We start from the raw sequence: 23,501 nt of genomic DNA on the forward strand, positions 1-23,501 counted from the left end.
CCCCTCGAAGGCAGCCGCTCTCGTCAGGCGAAGTCCCGGCGGCGGCCCGCCCTGGTCGTGAGCAGGTAGAGCGGGGGCACGACGGCCGCCGTGCACACCACCCACAGAGCGGTGTGCGTTCCCGCGTACGTGGCGAGCAGGCCCGCGGTGAGGGCGCCGACGGGCTGCGCGCCCCAGGAGACGAAGCGGACGGTGGCCATGACCCGGGAGAGGAGTTCGGGCGGGGACTGGGTCTGCCGGTAGGTGCGGGTGGTGATCGAACCGATGACGACGCCGAAGGCGAAGCCCGCGTTGCCGAGGGCGAACCAGTACGCGTCGGCGGCGGTCGTGGTCAGCGGGATCAGGGCCGCCGCCGCGACGCCGCCCGCCAGGGAGGCACCGACGACCCCGCGCGCGGTGCCGAACCGCCGGGTGATCCGTACGGCCACCGTGGACCCGGCGAGTGCGCCGACCCCGTCCATGGCGAGCACCAGACCGAGTTGGGCGGGCGTCAGCCCGGCCTCGCGGACCAGGTAGAGGGGGGTGAGGGCGACCAGGGCCGCGCAGACGAAGTTGGTGGCCGTCGCCCAGAGCATGCAGGGCATCATCACCGGGTGCCGCGTCACGTATTGCCACCCCTCGCGGATCTGCCGCAGCGCGCTCTCGCCGGTACGGGGCGCGGGGCGGCGTTCGGGGAGGGTGCGCAGCAGCACGGCGGAGACGAGGTAACTGGCGGCGTCCACGAGGAGCGCGCCGACCGGGCCTGCGGCCTGAACGAGGAGGCCGCCCGCGGAGGGGCCGCCGGTCTCGGTGACGGCGCCCGTGCCGGACATGAGGCTGTTGCGGGCGGCCAGTTGACCGGCGGGGACGACGGCGGGCAGGAAGGTCGAGTTCGCTATGTCGAAGAGGACGGTGGAGGCACCGGTGACCAGCGCGGCGAGCAGCAGGTGCCCGTACGTGAGCCCGTCGAACCACCAGGCGAGCGGCAGCGACCCGAGGGCGGCGAACCGTACGAGATCCAGAGTGACTTGGAGCCTGCGCAGCGGAACGCGCCGGGCGACCACCCCGGCCGGAAGGCTGAGCAGCAGCCAGGAGATCTGACCGGCGGCGGCCAGCAGGGTGGCCTGGAAGGCGGTGGCGTCCAGGACGACGAGGGCGACCAGGGGCAGGGCGAGTGCGGTGACGGCGGTGCCCGCGTTGCTGACGGTGGAGGCGGCCCAGTAGCGCCAGAAGTGACCGGTGGAGGTGGAGGGGCTGGTGGGGCTAGTGGGGGTGGTGGGGCTGGTGAGGGTGACGGGGGCGCTGGAGGCTGCCGGGGCGGTCTCCTTCTGGAGGGTGTGGGGGCTGGGGCGGACGTCCCCCGGGGCTGTCGGGGTCTCGTTCATGCTGCGCCCTTCTCCGGCGAGATAAGTGAGTCTCTTTTCGGAACTCACTCGTACGACAGAGTTTCTATCGGGAACTCACCCCATGGCGCAAGCTCTTGGCGCAAGACCGGGCAGATCCCCGCCCCTCGCCTACCTCGCGTCGACCGCCCTCAGCACCGCGCCCACCAGCGGCCCCGCGGACTCGCCGCCCCGCCCGCCCCGCTGCATCACCGCAGCAGCGGCGACATCGCCGTGCCAGGCCGCGAACCAGCCGTTCGGCTTCTCCTGCCCGATCACCTCGGCGGAACCGGTCTTCGCCCCTATGTCCCCCTTCAGCCCCCGCATGGACCCGGACGCCGAACCGGACGTCGCCGTCGTACGCAGCAGGTCCCTCAGCTGCTCGTGCGCGGCCCCGTCCAGCGCGCGCCGCGCCGTGGCGGGCGCGCGGTGACCGACCCCGGGCGCGACGAGACGAGGCTGTACGAACCGTCCCGTACGGGCGGTGGAGACGACCGACGCCATGGTCAGCGGGTTCATCCGCACCTGCCCCTGGCCGATCAGCGCCGCCGCCTTCGACGCCGCGTGCTCCACGGGCACGGACCCGGTGAACGCGGGCAGCCCCACCGTCCACGGCCCCCCGATCCCGAAGACGTCCTGCGCCTGCCGGGACAGGTCCGCGTCCGCGAGCCTGGCCGCCTGCGTGATGAAAGCGGTGTTGCAGGACGCGGCGAAGCTCCTGCGGAACGTACCGCCGGAAATGTCGAAGTCGTCCACGTTGTGGAACGGCCAGCCGCCGTACGAGGCCGTCTTCGGGCACGGATGCGGCTTGTCCGGCGCGGCCAGCCGCTTCTCCAGCAGCAGCGACGCCGTGATCATCTTCATCGTCGAGCCCGGCGCGAGCCGCCCTTCGAGGGCCGTGTTCGGGCCGCCCGTACGGGAGTTGGCGACCGCGAGGATCTCGCCGGACGACGGCTTCATGACCACGATCGAGGCGTCGGCCCGCGCCGCGACCTCACGCTCGGCCGCCTTCTGCACGCGGGAGTCGAGGGTCGTGCGCAGTTGCGCGGGCGCACCGGCGGGGACGGACAGCAGGACCGTGTCACGGGGAGGCTCCGAATCCGTACCCGTCGACGCCGAGGCCGGAGCGGTCTGCTCTGCGCGGAGTTCGAGCCCGGGTCTGCCGCCCGCCTCCTTCGCGTACGTACGCCGCAGCCCCTCCACGACCGGGCCCAGCGAGGGGAACTCCCGCACGTCCAGCACCCGTCCCTCCCGGTCCACCGCCCGGACCGGCGCGGGCCCCGTCTCCCGCACCGCGAGCCGTGTGCCCCTGGTCAGCCGGGGGTGCAGCACGCGCGGTTCCCAGTGGACGACCGCCTCCCCGTCCCCGGCGCGCCGCACCACCGTGAGCGCCGTCTCGTACGTCAGGTCCGCCCGCGCCCCCTCGTGCCCGAACTCCGCCTTCACCGCATACGGCACGCGCGCCCCGACCGCCTGACCGGCCCGCAGGTCCCGTGCTTCGAGACGGGCGCGTCCGGTGAAGTCGCGCAGTGCGGCTTCGGCGGCCTTCGCGTCGTCGGTCTGCTCGGCCGCCACCGTCACGTCACCGTCCGCCCAGGCAGCCAGGAAGGACTCAGCGGCGGACTCGACCTCCGAGGCGGTCGGCGGACCGGTCCGCGGCCCCTGGTCACCTCCGAACGCCGCCCAGGCGCCGATGCCCGCACCGGCCAGTGCCAGGGAAGCCACCCCCGCGACCCAGACCTTCCGCCGTCCGCCGGTGTCGCGCCGCTCGCCGCCCACGGGGTCTCCGTCCTGTCTCTGCTCGGTGCTCGGTTGCTCGGTTGCTCGGTTGCTCGGTTGCTCGGTCCGAAATTTCACAGTAGGTCGGTCCGCCCACGGGTCCCCTGCCGGCCTGCGCCGTTCAGGTGCGCGCCTCCCCGAGCCGTTCGGCCAGCCAGGCGTCGACGGCCAGCGCGGTGGAGCGGGAGTGGTCCTCCAGCACGGTGAAGTGGTCCCCGGGCACGCTGACCTCGGCGTGCGGCAGGCTCCAGGGTGCGGGCGGCTCGATGCCGGGCAGCGGGTCCGAGGCCCGTACGAAGAGCGTCGGGGCCTTCACGGCGGTGGGCCGCCAGCCCGCGTACAGCTCCAGGTATCCGGCCATCGCGGTGAGCCGGTCGGGCTCGGCCGGGGCGAACCGCGCCGAGTTCTCCAGCATCCCGAGGGTCATCGCAGAGAGCGCGGGCCGGTCGCAGCCCCGCTCGCCCAGCCCGTTGTCCTCGCCGGGATAGGTGTCGATCAGTACGACGGCGGACGGCCGCACCCCCGTCCGTTCGAGCTCGGCCGCGACCGCGTGCGCCACCCAGCCGCCGGCCGACCGCCCCAGCAGGACGAACGGCTCGTCCCCCGCGCAGGCACGCACGGCCGCTGCCTGCGCGGCCACGAAGACGTCCCGGGTGGCGGGCAGCGGTTCGCCGGGCAGGAAGCCCGGGTGCGGCAGTACCGACACCGGGCGCAGGTCCTTCAGGGCCGGTCCGAACCGGGCGTACTCGTGGGGCCCCGACAGCGCGCTGAGCGCCGGGAAGCAGATCAGACGGGTCGCGGAACCCCCGGCGGCCAGGGTGAGGGGCGCTGGGCCCGGACCCGCCTCGAACCTCTCGCGCAGCCGTGCCGCGATCGTCAGCAGCGCCATCCCCTCCCACGCCCGGCCCCCGGCGCACGCGGTACGGAAGAGGGCGGAGAGGGAGTCGGCCTCCGGGGTCCTGGCGGCCGCGACGCCGTCCGGCCGGTTGGCACCCGGTGGTTCGGAGGTCCCCTTCGCGTCGAACAGCTCCGCCAGGTGGGCGGCAAGGCCGCGCGGTGTCGGGTGGTCGAAGAGGAGCGTGGCCGGGAGGGTCAGCCCGGTCAGCTCCGCGAGGCGGTTGCGCAGTTCGACGGCGGCGAGCGAGTCGAGGCCCAGCTCGGCCAGGGCGCGGTCCGGCTCGACCGCGGACTCCGCCGAGCCGTGGCCGAGCGCCAGGGCCGCTTCCGTACGGACCAGGGAGAGGAGCAGGTCACCGCGTTCGGCCCCGGACGCGGCGGCCACTCGGGGCCGCGTGCCGACGCCCGGGAGCGCTGCGGACGCCCTCCGCACGGGGCGTCGGCCCGGTACCCGGGAGACCGGTGCCCCGGGCGCGAAGGACACCCCGGCCGGGTCGAGACGCGCGGCGACGACGGCCGCGTCCTCACCCGCGACGGCAGCGTCGAACAACGCCAGGCCCTCTTCCGCCCCCAGCGCCACGAACCCCGACCGCGCCATCCGCCGCAGGTCCGCCTCCCGCAGCCCGGCCGTCATGCCGCCGCTCTGCTCCCAGGGCCCCCAGGCCAGCGACGTTCCGGGCAGCCCGAGTGCCCGGCGGTGTTCCGCCAGCGCGTCCAGGAACGCGTTCGCCGCCGCATAGTTCCCCTGCCCGCCGGAGCCGAACACCCCGGCCACCGACGAGAACAGGGCGAACACCGCCAGCTCGCTGCCGCGCGTCAACTCGTGCAGGGCGAGCGCCGCGTCCACCTTCGGCCGCAGTACGCGGTCGAGCCGGTCCCCGGTGAGCGCCGGGAGCACCCCGTCGTCCAGCACCCCTGCGGTGTGCACCACGCCGGTCAGCGGGTGCTCCTGCGGTACGTCGGCGAGCAGTGCGGCGAGCGCCGTGCGGTCGGCGACGTCGCAGGCCGCGACCGTCACCCGGGCGCCCAACGCGGTGAGTTCCGCGCACAGTTCGGCAGTTCCGGGCGCGTCGGCGCCGCGCCGTCCCGCGAGCAGGAGGTTACGTACTCCGTGCGCGGCAACGAGGTGCCGGGCGAGGGCCGTCCCCAGGGACCCGGACCCGCCGGTGACGAGGACCGTCCCGTCCGGGTCGAGGCGTACGCGCGGCCGCGCCGGAGAAGCACGGACCAGACGCGGTACGTACGCCACGCCGTCCCGTACGACTGTCTGCGGCTCGGCAAGGGCCAGCGCGCGGACCAGGCCCGTGGCGGACGCCGGACGGTCGTCGACGTCGACGAGCTGGAAGCGGCCCGGGTTCTCCGTCTGCGCCGAGCGGAGCAGCCCCCATACCGGTGCGAGGGCGAGAGCGTCGTCCGTGTCGCCGATGGCACCTGAAGTGACGACGCAGAGGCGCGAGTTGGCGAGCCGCTCCTCGGCGAGACAGTCCTGAACGAGTCGCAGTGCCCAGTCTGCGGCACGGTGCGCGGCCGCCGCACGGTCCGGCCCGTGGACGGCAGTGGAGGGCGGGCAGGCGAGGACGAGGGCCGGTGCGTCGGCTCCCGCCGAGGTCGCGTCGGGGTGGACCGTCGGCCGGATCCCCAACTGCCGCAGCAGCAGGTTCAGTTGTGGACCGGGCGATCCGATGAGCCCGTACCCGTGCGGCTCACCGACCGGCCCGTTGACGGAGTCCGCCAGCGGTGTCCACTCCAGGCGGAACAGGCTGTCCTGGGACGTTGGTACGTTGCCCAACTGCTCCGGGGCGAGCGGCCGCAGCGCGAGCGAGGCCACCGTCGCCACCGGGGCCCCGGCCGCGTCACTCAGCTCCAGCCGGACACCGCTGCCTCCCTCCTTCCGGGACACCCGCACCCGCACGGAACGAGCGCCGGACGCGTACAGCCGTACACCGCTCCAGGCGAACGGAAGCGACAGCGCGGCCTGCTCGCCGGACGTCCCTGGCGCGCCCTGATTTAGCGTCAGAGTGTGCAAGGCCGCGTCCAACAGGGTCGGATGCAGGGGGAATTGATCCGCGCCTTCCCGAACATCCTCCGGAAGCTCGACCTCGCCGAGGAGGTCGTCGCCGTGTCGCCAGGCTGCCCGCAGCCCCTGGAAGGCTGGCCCGTAGTGCAACCCACCCTGCGCCAGCGCTTCATAAAAGCCGGCACCGAGCGGCAGCGGGACGGCTTCCGGCGGGGGCCAGGGGGAGTCGAGGTCCGGGGTCGGGGGAGCGGTGGTGGCGGACAGGACTCCCGAGGCATGACGGGTCCACGGGCGGTCGTCGGGCCCGGAGGTGTGCGTCCGCGCGTGGAAGGCCACGGTCCAGCACCCGTCGTCGCTCTCCGCCCGCGCCACCTTCACCTGAAGCTCGACCGTCTCTTCGGCGGACAGCAACAGCGGTGCGGTCAGGGTGAGTTCCTCCAGTGCGTCCGCCCCTGCCAGGTCCCCGGCGTGGATCGCCATGTCGACGAAGGCCGTCGCGGGCAGGAGGACGGTGTCCCGTACGGCGTGGTCGGCGAGCCAGGGCTGGTCGTGCAGGGACAGCCGGCCGCTCAGCAGCAGCCCGTCGTCGTCCGCCGTGGACGTCACCGCGCGCAGGAACGGATGGGCGGCGGTGCCGGACTGCGCCTCCTGCGATCCCGGCGGGTCGGCCTCCAGCCAGTACCGCTCGCGCTGGAAGGCGTAGGTGGGCAGTGCCGTACGCCGTGCACCGCGTCCGGCGAAGACGGCAGGCCAGTCCACGTCCGTACCGTGGGCGTGGAGTCGGCCCACGGCGGCGAGCAGTGCGCCGGTCTCCGGGCGGGGGCCGCGCAGTGTCGGTACGGTCACGGGGGCGGGGCCGGGGTACCCCTCCGGCAGGCAGTCCCGTACCAGCCCCGTGAGCACGCTGTCCGGACCCAGCTCCACGAAGTGGGTGGCCCCCTGGTCCCTCAAGTGCCGTACGGTGTCGGCGAATCGGACGGGGCGGCGCAGGTGATCCACCCAGTAGCCGGGGGTACGGATCTCCTCGGCGCTCGCGGGCCGGTCCGCGAGCGCGGAGACGAGGGGGAGCGTCGGCGGGGAGTAGCTGATCTCCTGCGCGACGTGCCCGAAGGCGTCGAGCATGGGGTCCATGTGCGCCGAGTGGAAGGCGTGACTCACTCGCAGCCGGGTGGTCTCACGGCCCTGTTGGCGCCAGTGTGCGACGGCCTCCAGCACGGCGTCCTCGTGACCCGAGACGACGACGGAACGCCCGTTGACGGCCGCCACGTCCAGCCCCCGCGCACCGTCGGCCAGATACGCACGGACTTCACCCTCGATCGCCCGTACGGAAGCCATCGCCCCACCGGCGGGCAGGGCATCCATCAACCGCCCCCGGGCGGCGACCAGGACGCAGGCGTCCTCCAGGGACAACACCCCGGCGACATGGGCCGCCGCCAGCTCGCCGACGGAGTGCCCCGCCACCAGGTCCGGGCGCACGCCCCAGGACTCCAGCAACCGGAACAGGGACACCTCCAGGGCGAAGAGCGCGGGCTGCGCGAAACGCGTCGAGTGCAGGAGCCCGCAGCCTGCGCCGTCGAACACCACGTCGCGCAGAGCCTGCGGCAACACGGGGTCGAACCGTACACAGATCTCGTCGAGGGAACGGGCGAAGACGTCATGCGACGCGTACAACTCCCGCCCCATGCCGACCCGTTGACTGCCCTGCCCGGTGAAGAGGAAGGCGACCCGCCCCGCCGGACGGGGGCCGCCGGTGCTCACCCCCGGCCGCCGACGCCCCTCCGCCACCGCGTCGAGCGCGGCGAGGAGGTCCTCACGCTCCCCGGACACCAGCACCGCACGATGCCCGAACCGGGCACGGGTGGTGGCCAGGGAGAACCCGAGGTCCAGCAGGTCCGCGCCGGGACGTCCGACCAGGTGCTCACGGAGCCGCCGGGCCTGCGCCCGGAGCGCCGGGCCGGACCTGGCGGACAACGGAAACACCACGGCCTCCGGCACACCGGGCGAGCCGGTCACCCGGGTGGGGGCGACACTGCGGGACGGCTTCTGCCCCAGGTCATCGGACCCCGCGCGCCCCACGATCCCGGCGACTTCTGTACGACCGGACGCCTCTGCGGACTGTGCGGGTTGTGTCTCGGAGGCCCGGGTGCCCAGGTCCGGCCGCTGTGCCCGCGTCTCCGGCTTCCCGGGCACCCGCCCTTCCACCGGTGCCTGCTCCAGCACCACATGCGCGTTGGTTCCGCTGATGCCGAAGGACGACACGCCTGCCCGGCGGGGGCGCCCGGTGTGTGGCCACGGGACCGCGTGGGTGAGGAGCGAGACGGCGCCCGATGACCAGTCCACCCCGGGGTTCGGCTGGTCGGCGTGCAGGGTGCGGGGCAGGACGCCGTGTTGCAGCGCCTGGATTGTCTTGATGGCGGCGGCCATGCCTGCGGCCGCCTGGGTGTGGCCGATGTTTGATTTGACGGAGCCCAGCCACAGCGGGTGTTCCCGTGAGCCTGCTCGGCCGAAGGTTTCCAGGAAGGCCTTGGCCTCGATGACGTCGCCGAGGCGGGTGCCCGTGCCGTGTGCCTCCACCGCGTCGATGTCCGCGGGTTCCAGTCGGGCGTCGGTCAGGGCCTGCCGGATGACCCGCTGCTGGGCGGGGCCGTGCGGTGCGGTCAGGCCGTTGCTCGCGCCGTCCTGGTTCACGGCGGAGCCGCGTACGACGGCAAGTACCCGGTGGCCCGCCCGGCGGGCCTCCGAGAGGCGGGTCAGGAGGATCATGCCCGCGCCCTCGGCCCAGCCCGTGCCGTCCGCCCCCGCGCCGAAGGCCTTGCAGCGGCCGTCCGGGGACAGGGCGCGCTGCCTGCTGAACTCGACGAAGGACTGCGGGGACGACATCACCGTCGCCCCTCCGGCCAGGGCCAGTGTGCACTCGCCCCGGCGCAGGGCCGCCGCCGCCAGGTGGAGGGCCACCAGGGAGGACGAGCACGCCGTGTCCACGGTGACGGCCGGGCCCTCCAGGCCCAACGTGTAGGCGATGCACCCGGACGCGACACTGCCCGCGTTGCCGATGCCGAGATAGCCCTCGACGCGCTCTGGCGTACGGGCGAAACGGGTCGCGTAGTCGCTGTACATGAGGCCCGCGAACACCCCGGTGGGCGTGGAGCGCATCGCGTGGGGGTCGATCCCCGCGTACTCGAACGCCTCCCAGGCGACTTCCAGCAGCAGCCGGTGCTGCGGGTCCATGGCCAGTGCTTCGCGGGGCGAGATGCCGAAGAAGGCCGCGTCGAAGCGGTCGACGTCGGAGAGGAAGCCGCCTTCGCGTACGTACGTACGGCCCGCCCGTCCGGGGTCCGGGTCGTACAGCGCGTCCACGTCCCACCCCCGGTCGGCGGGGAACGGGGTGATGGCGTCGACCCCGTCCTCGACCAGCCGCCACAGGTCCTCGGGGCTCTCCACCCCGCCGGGGAACCGGCACGCCATGCCGATGACGACCACCGGGTCCTCGTCCGGGCCGGACGCTTCCGGGCGACCGGCGGGGACAGGCTGCGCCCTCCCGGCGAGATGCGCGGCGAGTTCGGCCGCCGTGGGGAAGTCGAAGGGCGCCGCCTCGGAGAGCGGCAGACCCGTCGCCGCCGCGAGCCGGTCGCGCAGCACCGTCGACGTCAGCGAGTCCATGCCCAGGTCACGGAAGGCGGTGCCCCGGTCCACCTCGTCCACCGCGCAGCCGAGCACGGCGGCGACCTCGGCCCGTACCAGAGCCAACAGGTCCTTGTCGTCCGCCCGGACGGGCGGCTCCTCGACCGGCAGCGGTCGCGCGGGCACGTCCGCGGGCGCGAACCGCCGCACCTTGCCCGACGCGGTACGCGGAATCGCCGCCACCTCGTACAGGACGACCGGCACCTTGTGCGGGGAGAGCCGCTCCCGGCAGGCGGCGAGAATCCGCCTCCGGTCGAGGGCGCCGCCGCCCGCCGGGACCAGATAGGCGGCCGGGACCTCGCCGAGCACGCCGTCCGGAACACCGGCCACGGCCGCGTCCCGTACCCCCGGCAGGGCCAGCAGTACGGCCTCCACCTCGGAGGGGTGGATGTTCTTGCCGCCCCGGTTGATCAGCTCGCCGGCCCGGCCGGTGAGGGTGAGTTCGCCCGAGGCACTGATCCGGGCCAGGTCGCCGGTGCGGTACCAGCCGTCGCGCAGCACCTCGGCGGTGGCCTCGGGCTGCCGGTGGTACCCGGCCATGACGCCGGGCCCGGCCACCCACAACTCGCCCTCGCTGTCGATGAGTTCGCTGCCGTCGCCGATCCGGGCCCGTATCCCCGGTGCCAGACGGCCGCAGGAGCCCGGCTCCCGTTCCGCCAGGGGCGTGCCCGGTGGCGTCATGGTGACGGGACCCGCCTCCGTACTCCCGTAATGATCGAGGAACGGAACCCCGCAGACCTCCTCGAACTCCCGCTGGAACGCGGCGGACACGGGCGCGCCCCCACTGACGCATCCGCGCAGTCCGGGCGCGCCCAGCCCTTCGTCCCGTACGGCGTCGAGGAGCCCGTGGTAGGCCGCAGGAACACCGGCCAGAAGAGTGAAGTGCCCCTCGCTTGAACGCAGTTGATCCAGTACGTCCGTCACGGTGAACCGGGGCAGGAGCACGGCGGACGCCCCCGTCGCGGTCACGCCGAGGACGCACAGGATCTGCCCCATGGCGTGGTGCAGGGGCAGGGGCCAGAGCAGGCGGTCGTCCGCCGAGAGCCCGAGGACGGACGCGAAGGCGGACGCCACGGAGGAGAGCCGGTTGCGCTGGGTGGACAGCACGCCCTTGGGCAGGCCGGTCGACCCGGAGGTGTAGAGGAGCCAGGCGACCTCGTCGAGCCCGAGATCGTCGGGGGCGGGTGCGGGCGGATCGGTGGTGACCAGGGGTGTGTACGACAGGATCCCCGGCTCCCCGGTGTCCCCGGTGTCCAGGGCCTCCTCGTCGTCCTCCACCAGGATCACGCCCAGCCCGGCCCGCTCCGCCAGCAGCGGCCTCAACTGCCGCAGCGCAGAACGCTCGGTGAAGACGAACCGGGCCCCGCTGTCGTCCAGCAGATGTGCCAGCTCGGCGGTCGTGCTCCGTGCGTCCAGCGGCACCCCGACCCCGCCCGCCCTGGTGATCGCCAGGACGCTCTCGACGGCCTCCACCCGGCTGCCCAGCAGGACCGCCGCCCGCTCGCCGTGCCGCAGACCGAGCCGGACGAGATGTCCCGCCAACCGGCCGGTGCGCAGCTCCAGTTGCTCGTACGTGACCCGGGAGCGCCGGTCCTGGAAGGCGGTTTTCGCGCCGAGGGTGCGGGCGTGCTCGCGGAGCAGGTCCGGCAGCGGGCGGAGGGCGGTCATGTGCGCTGTCACCGGTCGGAACACGTCCTCTGGACAAGGGAGTCGGTGTTTCGACCCTAGGCGATCACCGTGTCCGGCGGCTGTCCGCGACGTTCGCGTGAGCGTCCGCCGGACACGGTGGCCGGAAAGCGGCTAGTGGGGGACCGGGCACACCCCCGCGGCGACGGTGTTGTAGGTGGCGGCCTTCTGCGTCGTCGCCGCCTTGCCGAGCTGGTTGAGGATCTCGTCGGAGAGCAGGTCCTGCTGGCCCTTGAGCGCGTCGGCGACCTTCGTGTCCTTGGGGAAGACCATCTCGGCGGCGACGTTGTCCTGCACGATCCGCGCGAGGTTGTCGAGCGCGGTGAAGATCGGGTCCGCGGGCGTCTCCAGGCCCGGCAGGTCGATCAGGTGGGTGGCGACCTTGGCCGCGTTCATGCAGTCCTTGAGGATGATGGTGTTCTGGTTGAGGACGCTGGTGGTCCACTGCGACAGGACCACGCAGTACAGGTCCGCCCACGCCGCCTCGCCGACCTTGGCGCGCCAGGTCTTCATGATGTCCTGCACGCCCTTGATCTGGGCCTGCGAGGCGTGCTCCATGTTGACGCGGATGTCCGGGTAGACGCTGCCGGAGAAGGCCTCGAACGACGCCATGTCGAAGGTCTTGGCCGCGATCGAGGTGCTGATGAACTTCAGTCCGGCGGTCAGGATGTTGTTGCAGGACGTCTGCAGTGCCGGGGGCAGGCCGGCGGAGGGGAGCTGGTGGCGGGCCGTGGTGAGCCTGGTGGCGTACGCCTGCAGCGGGGTGATCCACGCGGTGGACTTGTCGTCGTTGAACGCCACCATGACGAGGTCGTGGGGGTCGATGCGGTTCGCGTTGGGCAGGTTCGGGATCTTGTCCGCCAGGTAGGAGGCGATCACCGAGAAGATGCCGAGCGGGACGTGAGCGATGGACTTCGCCAGCTCGAACGTCTCCGACACGGGGTTGGCGGACTCCTGACCGTTCGCGGTCACGAGGGTGAACTTGCCGCCCTTGGCGTCGTTCTGCACGACGACCACGGGGGAGAGGTGCTTGATCAACTCCGCCTTCAGGGTGGCGTAGTTGGCGCGCATTCCGGCATTGACGGCGAGCATCGACGAACGTGCCGTCTGCTGGCTGACCACCTCGGCGGCGGCGCCGTCGGACGGCGGCGGGACGTCCGCGAAGCTCGGCGCTGCGGAATAGCCGAGCAGGGCGGCCGTACCGATACCGGTGGCGCTGCCTATGAACCCTCTGCGGGTAGCCATCTTCGTTTTCTCCATGAGGTCTTGCTGAGCTGTTTCTGGTGGTACTTCGATGGGGGGAGCGCATGCATGGGGGGACCTTCAAACGGGTTGGGGGGGATGGGGGGACGTGGGGAGTGCGGGTGCGACATGGGGATCGCACCCTTCGGCGGGGAAAGAGGTCCGGACCTCTTCCCCCGCCGAAGTGGGTTGCTCAGAGCGTCACTTGATGTCGCTCTGCTTCGGTACGACCACGCCGAACCGGTCCTGGATCGTGGCCAGCGCGGCCTCGTGGACCTGCTTGGCCGGGATGCCGTTGGGGTTGCCGTTGACCGGCAGCGGCCGGGTCGCGGAGGCGTCGCCCACCACGGTCGGGTTGTAGCCGTTGTAGACGGCGCCCTCGGTGGTGAACAGGGTGCACATGTGCGTCATGAAGCCGGCGATGATGACGTTCTTGCGGCCGGTCTTCTTGAGTTCCTTGTCGAGCTTGGTGTCGTGGAAGCCGTTGGGGACGGCCTTCTCGACAACAGCCTCGCCCTTGGCGGGCTTGAGGGCCGGAATGATCTGCCCGGCCTTCGACTTGAGGTCGTAGCCCTTCTCCACGATGTGGATGACGGGCGTGTGAGCCTTGCGGGCGCGCTCCAGGAGGGCCTTGGTGCTGTTCACCGCCTCCTTCCAGCCGGTGAGCTCCATGGTGCCGCCGGTGTAGACGTTCTGGTAGTCGACCAGGACCAGCGCGGAGTTGGACAGCGTGCCCGGGGTCTCGTCGAGCTTCATCAGCTGACGGAGCGTCGTGGTGTTCTTCGCGACGTTCTCACCGGTGGTGGGCGTCGCGGCCGGCGACGGCTTCTTGTCCGTGGCGGTGGCGGCCTGGGAGGCCCCGCCGCACGCGGTCACGGAGACGGCGAGCAGGGCGGTGGCGCCCAGGGCGACGAGGGTGCGCAGCGGCTTCATCAGACGATCTCCTTCTGGGAGGCGACGACGACCCCGTACAGGTCGGCGATGGTGGCGAGGGCGCCCTGGTGCACCTGCTCGGCCGGGACGTCGGTGCCCGCGACGGGCAACGAGCGGGTCGCGGTGGCGTCGGCGGCGACCGTGGGACGGTTGCCGTTGAGGAACGCGCCCTGGGCGGTGAACGCGACGCACATGTGCGTCATCCAGCCCGCGATGACGACGTCCTGGCCCTCTTCGAGGTGGCTCGCCAGGTCGGTGCCGACGAACGCGTTCGGGACCTGCTTGACGATGACCGGCTCACCGTCGACGGGGGCGACCTTCGGGTGGATCTGACCGATCTCGACCCGGATGTCGTACGGGGTGCCCTCGCCGCCGTCGTTGATGACGTGCACGACCTTCGTGCCTGCCGCACGGGCTCGGGCCAGAAGCTGCGCGCCGGCTTCGAGCGACTCCTCCCAGCCGTCGAGCTCCATCACGCCCTGGGTGTAGGTGTTCTGGAAGTCGATCAGGACGAGGGTCGACTCGGCCAGCTTCGCGGGTGCCTGGTCGAAGCCGTTCAGCTCGCGCAGCGTGGTCCTGGACATGGGTGTACCGCCTTTGAATCGTGAAGGAGAAGCACAGCCCGCAGCCGGTTCGTGCAGGTCCGGGGCTGTGACCACAACGCTATGAGCTCAACCCGATGTCAACAATGACGTCTAACATGCAGATACCGACCTGCGGTCATCCCGCACGGCGGTATCGAGCGCACCAGGAGGAGAAGCATGGCGGACACCGCGAGACGGCTCATCGTGATCGTGGTCTTCGAGGGAGTGGACCTCCTCGACGTCACCGGGCCGCCGGAGGTCTTCGCCCTGTCCCGCCGCGAGACGGCAGAGGCCGCCGGGTACCACGTGGTCCTCGCCGCCGAGACCATGGACCCGGTCACCACCGGCGCCGGTGTCCGCGTCCTGCCCGACCTCACCTTCGACGAGGCCGCCGCCCGCAGCATCGACACGCTCATCGTGCCGGGCGCGGTGGAGGTCGACGCCGAAGGCCGCGTCCACCCCCTCGTCGACCCCGACCTGGTGGGCCGGGTCAAGCAACTCGCCGCGCGCACGCACCGGATCACCTCCGTCTGCGTCGGCGCGCACCTGCTCGCCGCCGCCGGGCTGCTCGACGGCAAACGGGCCACCACGCACTGGTCGACCGCGCAGCAACTGGCCGCCGACCACCCGGCGGTGGAGGTCGACGCCGACCCGATCTTCATCCGCGAGGGCAATGTCTGGACCGGTGCCGGAATCAGCGCCTGCCTCGACCTCTCCCTCGCGTTGATCGCCGACGACCTCGGCGAGGCCGTCGCGCTGCGGGTGGCCCGCCAGCTCGTGATGTACCTCAAACGCCCCAGCGGCCAGAGCCAGTTCAGCGTCCCGCTGGAGCAGGTCTCCACCACCCGGCGCATCGAGGACCTGCGCCACCACATCCTGCGCCACATCGCCGAGCCGCTCACCGTCATGGACCTCGCCGAGTACGCCCATGTCAGCGACCGGCACCTGACCCGCGTGTTCAAGAGCGAACTGGGCATGACCCCGCACGCGTACATCGAATCGGTACGCGTCGAGAAGGCCCGCCACGAGCTGGAGTCCTCCGACGCCACGCTCGACCGCATCGCGACCCTGTGCGGCTTCGGCACGACCGACACGCTCGTACGGGCCTTCCGCCGCCGCCTGAACACGACCCCGACGGAGTACCGCCGCCGCTTCCGAGTGCCTCAGGTGTCCTGACCAACTCACCCCCGACCACAGCCGCAACACCCGGTCGTACCCTTCGGCCATGAAGAACTCGCAAGGCTCCCCACGCAACGCCCTTCGGGCCCTGGACCGAGCCCTCGGCGGTCAGACACCCCCGACGCGCATCCAGAGGTGGGTGGCCCGCCGACCCGTCGGCGCAGGTCTCGTCATGGCCGTCCTGTTCGGGCTCTTCTTCTTGCTGATCTCTCCCGAGGGAGAACCCGACAGCCCGCTCCTCGCAGGGCTGGGCGGCCTGGCGATGGGGGTCGTCTTCGGTCTCGTGGCGTTTCTGGAAAGGCTTCGCCAGCGGAGCCTGGACATCGGGCAGCAGCAGGCCGTCAACTGACGTTCCAGCGTCTGCCCCGGCCGGTGCTTCAGGCGAGCGCCGGGGCCGGAGCGGGCAGGTAGGGGGAGATGTTGCGCCAGGCGCGGGCGACGTACTCCTCCTTCTCGCCGACCGGGGCGACGTAGTGCAGTGCACCCTCGGCGGCCTCCTGGCCGCGGAGGCGGGCGATGAGCCAGGCGGCCAGGTAGGGCGAGGCGAGGCAGCCGCCCGCGGTGGCGATGCGCTCCGTGGCGTAGAAGGGCTGGTTGAGGACCTCGATCCCGGCGGCGACGACCCACGGCCGGGTGGTGAGGTCGGTGCAGGCGGGGACGGAGTCGAGCAGCCCGAGCCGGGCCAGCACGAGCGCGCCCGAGCACTGTGCAGCGATGAGCTGGCGCGAAGGGTCCAGGCCCCGCAGGACGTTCATGATCTCCGGGTCCTCGGTGACCTCGCGGGTGGCGATACCGCTGCCGACGATGACGGCGTCGGCGGCGCAGGCCTCCTCGAGGGTGGACATCTGCTCGACGACCACGCCGTTCATGGAGGTCACCTTGGGGGTGGGGGTGGCGAGGGTGACGCGCCAGCCGTCGGCCTTGATGCGGTTGAGCACGCCGAGCGCGATCAGGGAGTCGAGCTCGTTGTAGCCCTCGAAGGTGAGGATGGCGATGTGCACGGCGGAAGTCCCTTCCGTACGTAGGTGGCGGGATTCGACGGTAGGGATCCGTACGCAGGACAGTCAAAGAATTGTCATGGATACAATCCGGTGCATGGCAGCCCCGCGCTACAAGAAGCTCGTCGACGCCCTCGCCTCCGACATCCGGACCGGGCACCTCGCCCCGGGCCTGCGGCTGCCGACCCACCGCGCGCTCGCCGCCCGCGAGGGCATCGCCGTGGTGACCGCGACCCGGGTGTACGCCGAGCTGGAGGCGATGGGCCTGGTGAGCCGGGAGCAGGGGCGCGGCACGTTCGTCCGCGAACTCGCCGTCCCCGCAGGTCACGGCATCGACCAGCAGGCCGTCGCCACCGACGCGGTCGACCTCAACTTCAACTGCCCGTCGCTGCCCGGTCAGGCCGACCTCCTGCGGCAGGCCCTGCGGGAACTGGCCACCTCCGGCGACCTCGACTCCCTCCTGCGCTACCAACCGCACCGCGGCCGCCCCCAGGACCGCGCCTCGGTCGCCCGCCACCTCACCCGCCGGGGAATCACCGCCGACGCGGAGGACGTCCTCATCACCAGTGGCGCCCAGCACGGCCTGACCATCACCCTCATGGCCACCCTGAACCCCGGCGACGTCGTCGCGGTCGACGCCCTCACCTACCCGGGCTTCAAGGTCCTCGCCCACGCCCTCCACCTCGACCTGGCACCCGTCCCCACCACACCCGAAGGCCCGGACCTCGACGCCCTGGAACAGCTCTGCGCGACCCGCCCGGTCCGAGCGATCTACACCATGCCCACCCTCCACAACCCCCTGGGCTGGGTCATGCCCGCAGCCGACCGCACCCGCCTGACCGGAATCGCCCGGCGGCACGGCGCACTCCTCCTCGAAGACGCCTCGTACGCCTACCTCGCCGAGGCGCCCCCACCCCCGCTGGCCGCCACCGCCCCCGACATCACCGTCTACGTATCAGGACTCTCCAAGAGCATCGCCACCGGCCTGCGGGTCGGCTTCGTCCTGGCCCCGCCGCCCCTGGTGTCCCCGCTCGAACGCGCCGTCCGGGCGACCACCTGGAACACCCCCGCCCTCACCACCGCCCTCGCCTGCCGCTGGCTCGACGACGGCACGGCGGACCAACTGGAGGCACAGAAGCGGGCCGACGCCACGACCCGCCAGGCCATCGCCCGCCAGGAACTGGCCGGCCTCCCCCTTGTCGGCCACCCCTCCTCCTACTTCACCTGGCTGCCGCTCCCCGACGACGCCCGCGCCGACCGCCTCACCGCCACCCTCGCCCGCCGCAACATCTCGGTCACCACGGCGGAACCCTTCGCCACGTCGGCAAACCCCCCACAGGCCCTCCGCCTCGCCCTGGGCTCGACCGACCTGGACACCCTCCGCTCGACGCTGCGCACCGTGCGCCAGGTCGCCGCCGAGGACGCCTGCGCCTGAGTGCCGGCCGGCGGCCCCGATGCGGGCAAAGGCCTCCGAGCAGGCTAGTTTGCTCGGATGAGTCTCCTTGATGATGTGGGCGAGCGCGACAACTGGCGCTGCTGGGTGTGCGATGAACCGGTCGACCCCGACGAGTCGGTGAACGACGACCGCGGACCCAGCGTCGACAGCCGGACCACCGACCGGAAGGCCAAGGTCGCCGAGCGCCTCGCGCACCGCGCGTGCAACTCCCGCAAGGGCGCGGTGAAGGTGGTCATCGAGTGGCCGGAGCACCTGCACGTTTACGAACCCGCGCCGCTGCTCACCGTCGCCGGACGGCTGGAGCGCAAGGGGGGCCGCGAGATGGTGGGCCGCTGCCCGACCGAGCGGGACGCCCAGGAGGCGGCGGACTGGCTGGTGGACCGGCTCTCCCGGCTGGTCCCGGGGCTGCAGCTGACCGCCGGCGTCGAGCCGGGCGGCGGCCAGTTCCTCGTCGTCCTGGCCACCGGCCGCCGCTGACCCGACCTGACCCGACCTGCGAGGTTCGCCGCGTCGCGGAGCGTCCGACTCCGTATGCGTGGCCACGTACGGGCGGCGAATTGACCGGCCGACGCCGGGTACTGGGCCTCCCATGCAGCGAAATCTCTTCGATCCCGAGAACCTCATCCAGCCCGCGTCGGCCCCCGGCCTCACGCAGGAGAACGCCATGGCGGTGCGGTACGCCGTCAAGGGCGAGGCGCGCGCCCGGCAGGGCACGATGGTCGCCTGGCGCGGGGCCCTGGAGTTCGAGCGCCAGGGCCAGGGCGTCGGCAACTTCCTCAAGCGCGCCGTGACCGGCGAGGGCCTGGCCCTCATGACGGTCAAGGGCGAGGGCGAGGCGTGGTTCGCGTCCGACGCGGCGCACTGCTTCCTCGTCGACGTCGACGACAACCACGGCCTGACCGTCAACGGCAAGAACATCCTGTGCTTCGACGCCTCCCTCGACTACGACATCACCACCGTCAAGGGCGCCGGAATGGCCGGCGGCGGGCTGTTCAACTGCACGTTCAAGGGCACCGGCCGACTGGCCCTGACCAGTGCGGGCACCCCGCTGGTGCTGCCGGTGTCGCCGCAGGCACCGGTGTACGTGGACACGGACGCCGTCGTCGCCTGGACCCCGCAGCTCAGCACCTCGCTGCACCGCTCGCAGAGCATCGGGTCCATGGTCAAGGGCGGCTCCGGCGAAGCCGTACAGCTGAAGCTGGAGGGGGAGGGCGTCGTGGTGGTCAACCCCGGCGAGCCCAAGCCCGCTCCGGCGTCCTGACGTCCTGGCGTCCGGTACGCACACCACGCGTCCCGAGGGGGTCCACCGGTCACCGGTGGGCCCCCTCGGCGCGTCCGGGGCCGGTTCTGGCCCTGGCGGGCACGGGGTGCCCGGAGTAGAGAGGGAGGTTCACCCAGGGAGGCCGGGATGGACAGGACCATCGGCAAGGGCACGTTCCGGGACGCGTTCAAGAACCAGACCGTCGCGATCACCGCACTGCCACCGGGCACGGTGCACCGGCTCGCCCGGCAGGCCAACGCCACGGCAGGCCCGGCCGATGCCGCACTGCGGACGAAGGCCGAGTTCAGTGCCCTGTACGATCTGCTGCTCGCCGAGCAGGCAGGGCAGGGGGACGTACCCGGTGCCCCGACGGACGGCAGCCTCCTGCTGCGCGACGGGGACGGCCGTCCCACCGCGATCGGCCGGATCGTCGACGAACTCCTCAACGCGGCGCAGAACAAAACGGAGTTCTTCGCTCAGGACATGTATCAGGTCAAGGTCACCGGCTGGCCGCCCGGCGTCCTCACCGCCGACGACGTGATGGTGGCGCCCCAGGGCGCCCGGCTGACCCTCGCGAGGGCCGACGCCCCGGACGACACACTGCTCGCGACCTCGTCCTTCTCGATGGTCAACAGCGGCAACCTCACGGCCCACGCCCCCAAACGCTCCTGGAAGATCGACTTCGAGGTCGGCGACAGCGAGGACCGGCTGTACGGCATGGAGCGGGTCAACCTCAAGGCGATGTACAACGACCCGTCGCAGATGCGCGAGGCCGTCGCCTGGCGGCTGCTGGAGCGCGCGGGGATCCCGGCCGCGCAGCACACGTACGCGACCTTCTCGATCAACGACCGCTACATGGGGCTCTTCTCGGTCATCGAGCAGGTCGACAAGAAGTTCCTGAAGGACCACTTCGGCAAGAACTCCGAGGGCAACCTCTACAAGGCGTACTGCGGCGACGTCGGCTGCGCGACCCTGGAGCACCGCTCCACCGCGGACGGCTCCGACACCGGCAGGCAGTACTTCACCGAGGGCAGCGCGGAGGACGACCGTACGTACCGCCTCAAGACCAACGAGGACAACCCCGCCACCAGCACCTACGACGACCTCGCCACTCTCGTCCGCACCGTCAACGGCATCCAACTGCCCGGCGGCGACGGCAAGTTCGCGACGGACGCCTTCCGTGAGTCGGTCGAGCGGGTCCTCAACGTACCGGCCTTCCTGCGCTGGGCGGGCGCCAACGTCCTCCTCGGCAGCTGGGACAACTACTTCGCGACCCCGTCGAACTACTACCTCTACAACTCCGGCAGGCTCGGCGACGCCACCGGCTTCATGGCCCGCCCGTACTTCACGTTCATCCCCTGGGACTACGACAACAGCTCGGGCATCGACTTCTTCTCCACCCCGTGGCAGTACACAGACCTCCTCGACTGGCCCGCGATGAGCCGCAACTACTGCCGCATCACCAAGGCGCCGCACGAGACGTCACACCTGCCGCTGTTCACCAACCTGCTGCGGCACCACGACTTCTGCCAGTACTACCTCGACCACCTCGAATTCCTGCTGGACACGGAGTTCGGCCCCGAGAAGGTAGCCGAGCTGATCGGCGCGGAGGGTTCCGGACGCACCGACGGACTCTGGCAGCTGATCTCGCCCGCCGCGTACGGCGAGTCCACCAGCCCGCACGGACAGCCCTTCACCGGGCGGCAGTTCACCAACGACGAGGTGTACCGCGCCGGGTTCCGCCAGTGGGAGCTGAGCCGGGGATCGCAGTTCACGTACGGGATCTTCCACTACACGCGCATGCGCTACGACCACGCCCGCCAGCAGCTCGCCGAGCTGCGCAAGACCTATCCCAACGGCGCCAGCGGGGCACAGTTCCCCGGCGCGATGGAGGTACTGCCCTCATGACCGTCAAGAAGCCGGCCAAGAGCAAGACCGCCGCGAAGGCCAAGACCACGTCTGCGAAGGTCAAGGCCAAGACCACCTCCGCGAAGACCAAGGACAAGACCGCGTCCGCGAAGGCCCGCGAGCTGCGCCTCGTCAAGGAAGCCAAGATCCAGGACCTGATCGGCGACAGCGCGGGCACCCGCCTGGAGGCGAGCGGCGTCCTCCACCACGACGGCGCCTTCCTGATCGTCTGCGACAACCTGCCCTCGCTCATCCGGGTCGGCAGCGAACTGTCCTCCAAGGCACCGGACAACGAGGTCCTCAAGGCCAACCTCGCGCAGAAGAAGGGCAGTTCGGCGAACGCCGGGTACGAGGACCTCGCCCACGACACCTTGCACGACCACTACTTCACCCTCACCGAGGCCGAACCGGTCAAGCCCAAGGGCTACCGTGCCCGCGTGCACGAGTACGACGCGAAACTGCGCCCCCTCGGGTCCGCGCTCCTCGACTTCGACCTCACCGACGCCAACAAGGGCATGGAAGGCCTGGAATGGGTGGACCGGGCAGGCGCCGGATACCTCCTCGCCCTCTGCGAGGGCAACCAGTGCGCGGGCGGCAAGAAGGGCAGGACACCGGGCGGCGGCCGCATCCACGTCTTCCGGCGCGAGGGCAAGCGCTGGACCCGCACCGACACCATCCGCCTCCCCGAGTCGCTGCCCTTCGAGGACTACAGCAGCGTGTCCGTGCGCGACGACCGGATCGCCGTCCTCTCGCAGGCGTCGTCCGCACTGTGGGTGGGCCGGCTCTCCGCCAAGAAGTGGGAGGTCGACGCGGGCACCGTGCACCCCCTGCCCACGGACGGCAAGGGGCGCACGGTCTACGGCAACCCGGAGGGCGTGTCCTGGGTGTCGGCCGACCACGTGGTGATCGTCTCCGACCGGGCGAAGAAGGGCGCGGGCAATGAGCGGTTCCGCGCCAAGGACCAGTCGGTCCACCTGTTCCTGATCCCGGGCGACCGCGACTGAGCCGTCCGCCCACTGCCGGGCCACGCACCCGACGGCCGGCCCGGACCCCGGGCCGGCCGTGTCCATGCCCCCCCCGCACCTTTCGTGAACGTATCGAAAAGCGCATACGCCCACGCAACAGCGCACCGGCTTCAGTGGGGCCACGAACCCACCCTGCTCGCACGGCCGGTCCACCGGTCGGGCAGCCGGGAGGCAGAGCGACATCGCGGCGGGGCACCGGAAGGGAAGCGTGGGATGGGACCGAATTCCGTACGTGGGGTAGGCAGGCGGCAATTGCTCGGCTGGGGCGGAGTCGCAGCGGCCGGTGCGGCGTCCGGCGGAGCGCAACTCGTGGGTGCCCGGCCCGCCCACGCCGCTCCGGCAGCGGTCGGTTCGGACACCGTCCCGCCGGAGACCCGGCCCGGCGGCGCCTACGACCGGTACGTGGCGAAGCTGGCGGCGGACGGCACGTTCTCCGGCGTGGTGATGCTCTCGCACCGCGGCCGCACGGTGCTGTCGCGGAGTTACGGCATGGCCGACAAGGAGAGAGGCATCCGCAACCACCCGGGCATCGCGTTCAACCTCTCCTCGGCGGGCAAGCCGTTCGGCCCCGTGGCGGTCCTGCAGTTGGTGCAGCAGGGCAAGCTGCACCTGTGGGACACGGTGGGCACGCACCTCAAGGGTTTCGCCAAGGAGATCGCCGACCAGGTGACCCTCCACCACCTGCTCTCCGGCACCTCCGGTCTGGCCAATCCGCCCGAGGACCTCGAACGCGTCTTCCACAGCCGTGCGGAGGTGCGCGAGTACAGCGAGAGTTGGGCCCGGCAGGCGAAGCTCGTGGCCGCCCCCGGCACCCCCACCGAGCACGCCGGGCCCGAGATCGCCATCCCCGCGATGATCGTGGAGGCCGTGACCGGCACGTCGTACTGGGACTACGTCGAGGAGAACGTCTTCCGGCGCTGCGGCATGACCGGCACCGGGTACTTCACCAGACCCCAGTGGCTCACCGACCGGCACATCGCGCACTCGTACATGCGGCAGGCGGACGGCAGCCTGGTGGATGCCGTCCGCAACCTGGACAAGGGCAGCCCGGACCCGTACCAGCTGGGCAAGAACCCCGCCCGCACCTTCGTCGACGCACCCGGCGACGGCGGCTTCGCGACCGCGCCGGACCTCGTCCGCTTCGCGCACGCCCTGTTGGACGGGACCCTGCTGGACAGGCACTACGCCGAACTGCTCACCGGTCCCAAGATCCCGCACGCCCCGCAGGGCGGCGGCCTGGCACGCGGGGCGGCGGTCCCCGTCGACGCGTCGTTCGGGGCGTACCAGATGCCGGTCGGCATCGTCGACGGCCAGTGGCTGAAGGGGCGTGCCGGGGTGAACCCCGGCAGCTTCGCGAGCTGGAACATCTACCCGGACACCGGCTGGGTCGGCGTCGTCCTGGGCAATCAGGACGGGGCGCCGTTCCCGGAGATCATCGCGGCGGAGATGCGGGCCGTCCTCGGCACGGCGGGCAACCGTGCGGAGTGAGACCGG

The 23,501-nt window shown here is 71.8% G+C and carries 15 protein-coding genes; 8 read left to right on the forward strand and 7 right to left on the reverse strand.

What is annotated here, in order from left to right; translation table 11 throughout:
• Positions 1 to 23 precede the first annotated feature (23 nt).
• The 6 genes from IE269_RS33545 to IE269_RS33570 all read right to left on the reverse strand — a co-directional run bounded on the left by IE269_RS33545 (position 24) and on the right by IE269_RS33570 (position 14,180).
• The gene (locus IE269_RS33545; RefSeq protein WP_189827034.1) at positions 24 to 1,364 is read right to left on the reverse strand and encodes an MFS transporter; all 1,341 of its coding nucleotides are present in this window, start codon (positions 1,362 to 1,364) and stop codon (positions 24 to 26) included.
• A gap of 129 nt (positions 1,365 to 1,493) precedes the next feature.
• Positions 1,494 to 3,140, reverse strand: a complete 1,647-nt coding sequence (locus tag IE269_RS33550) for a penicillin-binding transpeptidase domain-containing protein (protein ID WP_189827035.1) — start codon at positions 3,138 to 3,140, stop codon at positions 1,494 to 1,496.
• A gap of 121 nt (positions 3,141 to 3,261) precedes the next feature.
• The gene (locus IE269_RS33555; RefSeq protein WP_189827036.1) at positions 3,262 to 11,403 is read right to left on the reverse strand and encodes a type I polyketide synthase; all 8,142 of its coding nucleotides are present in this window, start codon (positions 11,401 to 11,403) and stop codon (positions 3,262 to 3,264) included.
• A gap of 132 nt (positions 11,404 to 11,535) precedes the next feature.
• On the reverse strand, positions 11,536 to 12,666 hold the full coding sequence (locus tag IE269_RS33560) for a hypothetical protein (RefSeq protein ID WP_229898442.1): 1,131 nt from the start codon (positions 12,664 to 12,666) through the stop codon (positions 11,536 to 11,538).
• A gap of 198 nt (positions 12,667 to 12,864) precedes the next feature.
• The gene (locus tag IE269_RS33565; RefSeq protein WP_189827037.1) at positions 12,865 to 13,596 is read right to left on the reverse strand and encodes an isochorismatase family protein; all 732 of its coding nucleotides are present in this window, start codon (positions 13,594 to 13,596) and stop codon (positions 12,865 to 12,867) included.
• Positions 13,596 to 14,180, reverse strand: a complete 585-nt coding sequence (locus IE269_RS33570) for an isochorismatase family protein (RefSeq protein WP_189827038.1) — start codon at positions 14,178 to 14,180, stop codon at positions 13,596 to 13,598. Before IE269_RS33570 ends, IE269_RS33565 begins: the two co-directional genes overlap by 1 nt.
• Before the next feature lie 177 nt (positions 14,181 to 14,357).
• Between IE269_RS33570 and IE269_RS33575 the strand changes: the two genes are divergently transcribed.
• Positions 14,358 to 15,356 carry a GlxA family transcriptional regulator gene (locus IE269_RS33575; RefSeq protein ID WP_189827039.1) on the forward strand — a complete coding sequence of 333 codons (999 nt, stop codon included), beginning with the start codon at positions 14,358 to 14,360 and terminating at the stop codon, positions 15,354 to 15,356.
• A gap of 49 nt (positions 15,357 to 15,405) precedes the next feature.
• Complete coding sequence (locus tag IE269_RS33580) at positions 15,406 to 15,708, forward strand: hypothetical protein (protein ID WP_189827040.1); 303 nt, start codon at positions 15,406 to 15,408, stop codon at positions 15,706 to 15,708.
• A gap of 28 nt (positions 15,709 to 15,736) precedes the next feature.
• On the opposite strand, the gene IE269_RS33585 is transcribed toward IE269_RS33580, so the two are convergent.
• Positions 15,737 to 16,360 (reverse strand): DJ-1/PfpI family protein, encoded by a 624-nt coding sequence (locus tag IE269_RS33585; protein ID WP_189827041.1) that lies wholly within the window; start codon positions 16,358 to 16,360, stop codon positions 15,737 to 15,739.
• A gap of 94 nt (positions 16,361 to 16,454) precedes the next feature.
• Between IE269_RS33585 and IE269_RS33590 the strand changes: the two genes are divergently transcribed.
• From IE269_RS33590 to IE269_RS33615, 6 genes are all read left to right on the forward strand, one after another.
• Positions 16,455 to 17,792 (forward strand): aminotransferase-like domain-containing protein, encoded by a 1,338-nt coding sequence (locus IE269_RS33590; protein WP_189827042.1) that lies wholly within the window; start codon positions 16,455 to 16,457, stop codon positions 17,790 to 17,792.
• A 57-nt stretch (positions 17,793 to 17,849) separates the two neighbouring features.
• Positions 17,850 to 18,290: a hypothetical protein gene (locus IE269_RS33595; RefSeq protein WP_189827043.1), complete on the forward strand. Its 441-nt coding sequence runs from the start codon at positions 17,850 to 17,852 to the stop codon at positions 18,288 to 18,290.
• Between the two features lie 112 nt (positions 18,291 to 18,402).
• Positions 18,403 to 19,074, forward strand: coding sequence for an AIM24 family protein (locus IE269_RS33600; RefSeq protein WP_189827044.1), 672 nt, complete (start codon positions 18,403 to 18,405; stop codon positions 19,072 to 19,074).
• A 147-nt stretch (positions 19,075 to 19,221) separates the two neighbouring features.
• Positions 19,222 to 20,982, forward strand: coding sequence for a CotH kinase family protein (locus IE269_RS33605; RefSeq protein ID WP_189827045.1), 1,761 nt, complete (start codon positions 19,222 to 19,224; stop codon positions 20,980 to 20,982).
• Entirely contained in the window at positions 20,979 to 21,986 is a 1,008-nt protein-coding gene (locus IE269_RS33610) for a hypothetical protein (RefSeq protein ID WP_189827046.1), read from the forward strand. The genes IE269_RS33605 and IE269_RS33610 overlap by 4 nt, the downstream gene beginning before the upstream one ends.
• Before the next feature lie 330 nt (positions 21,987 to 22,316).
• Positions 22,317 to 23,495, forward strand: coding sequence for a serine hydrolase domain-containing protein (locus tag IE269_RS33615; RefSeq protein WP_229898441.1), 1,179 nt, complete (start codon positions 22,317 to 22,319; stop codon positions 23,493 to 23,495).
• Positions 23,496 to 23,501: the final 6 nt, after the last annotated feature.

Source organism: Streptomyces spiroverticillatus, from assembly GCA_014650415.1.
Taxonomy (GTDB): domain Bacteria; phylum Actinomycetota; class Actinomycetes; order Streptomycetales; family Streptomycetaceae; genus Streptomyces; species Streptomyces spiroverticillatus.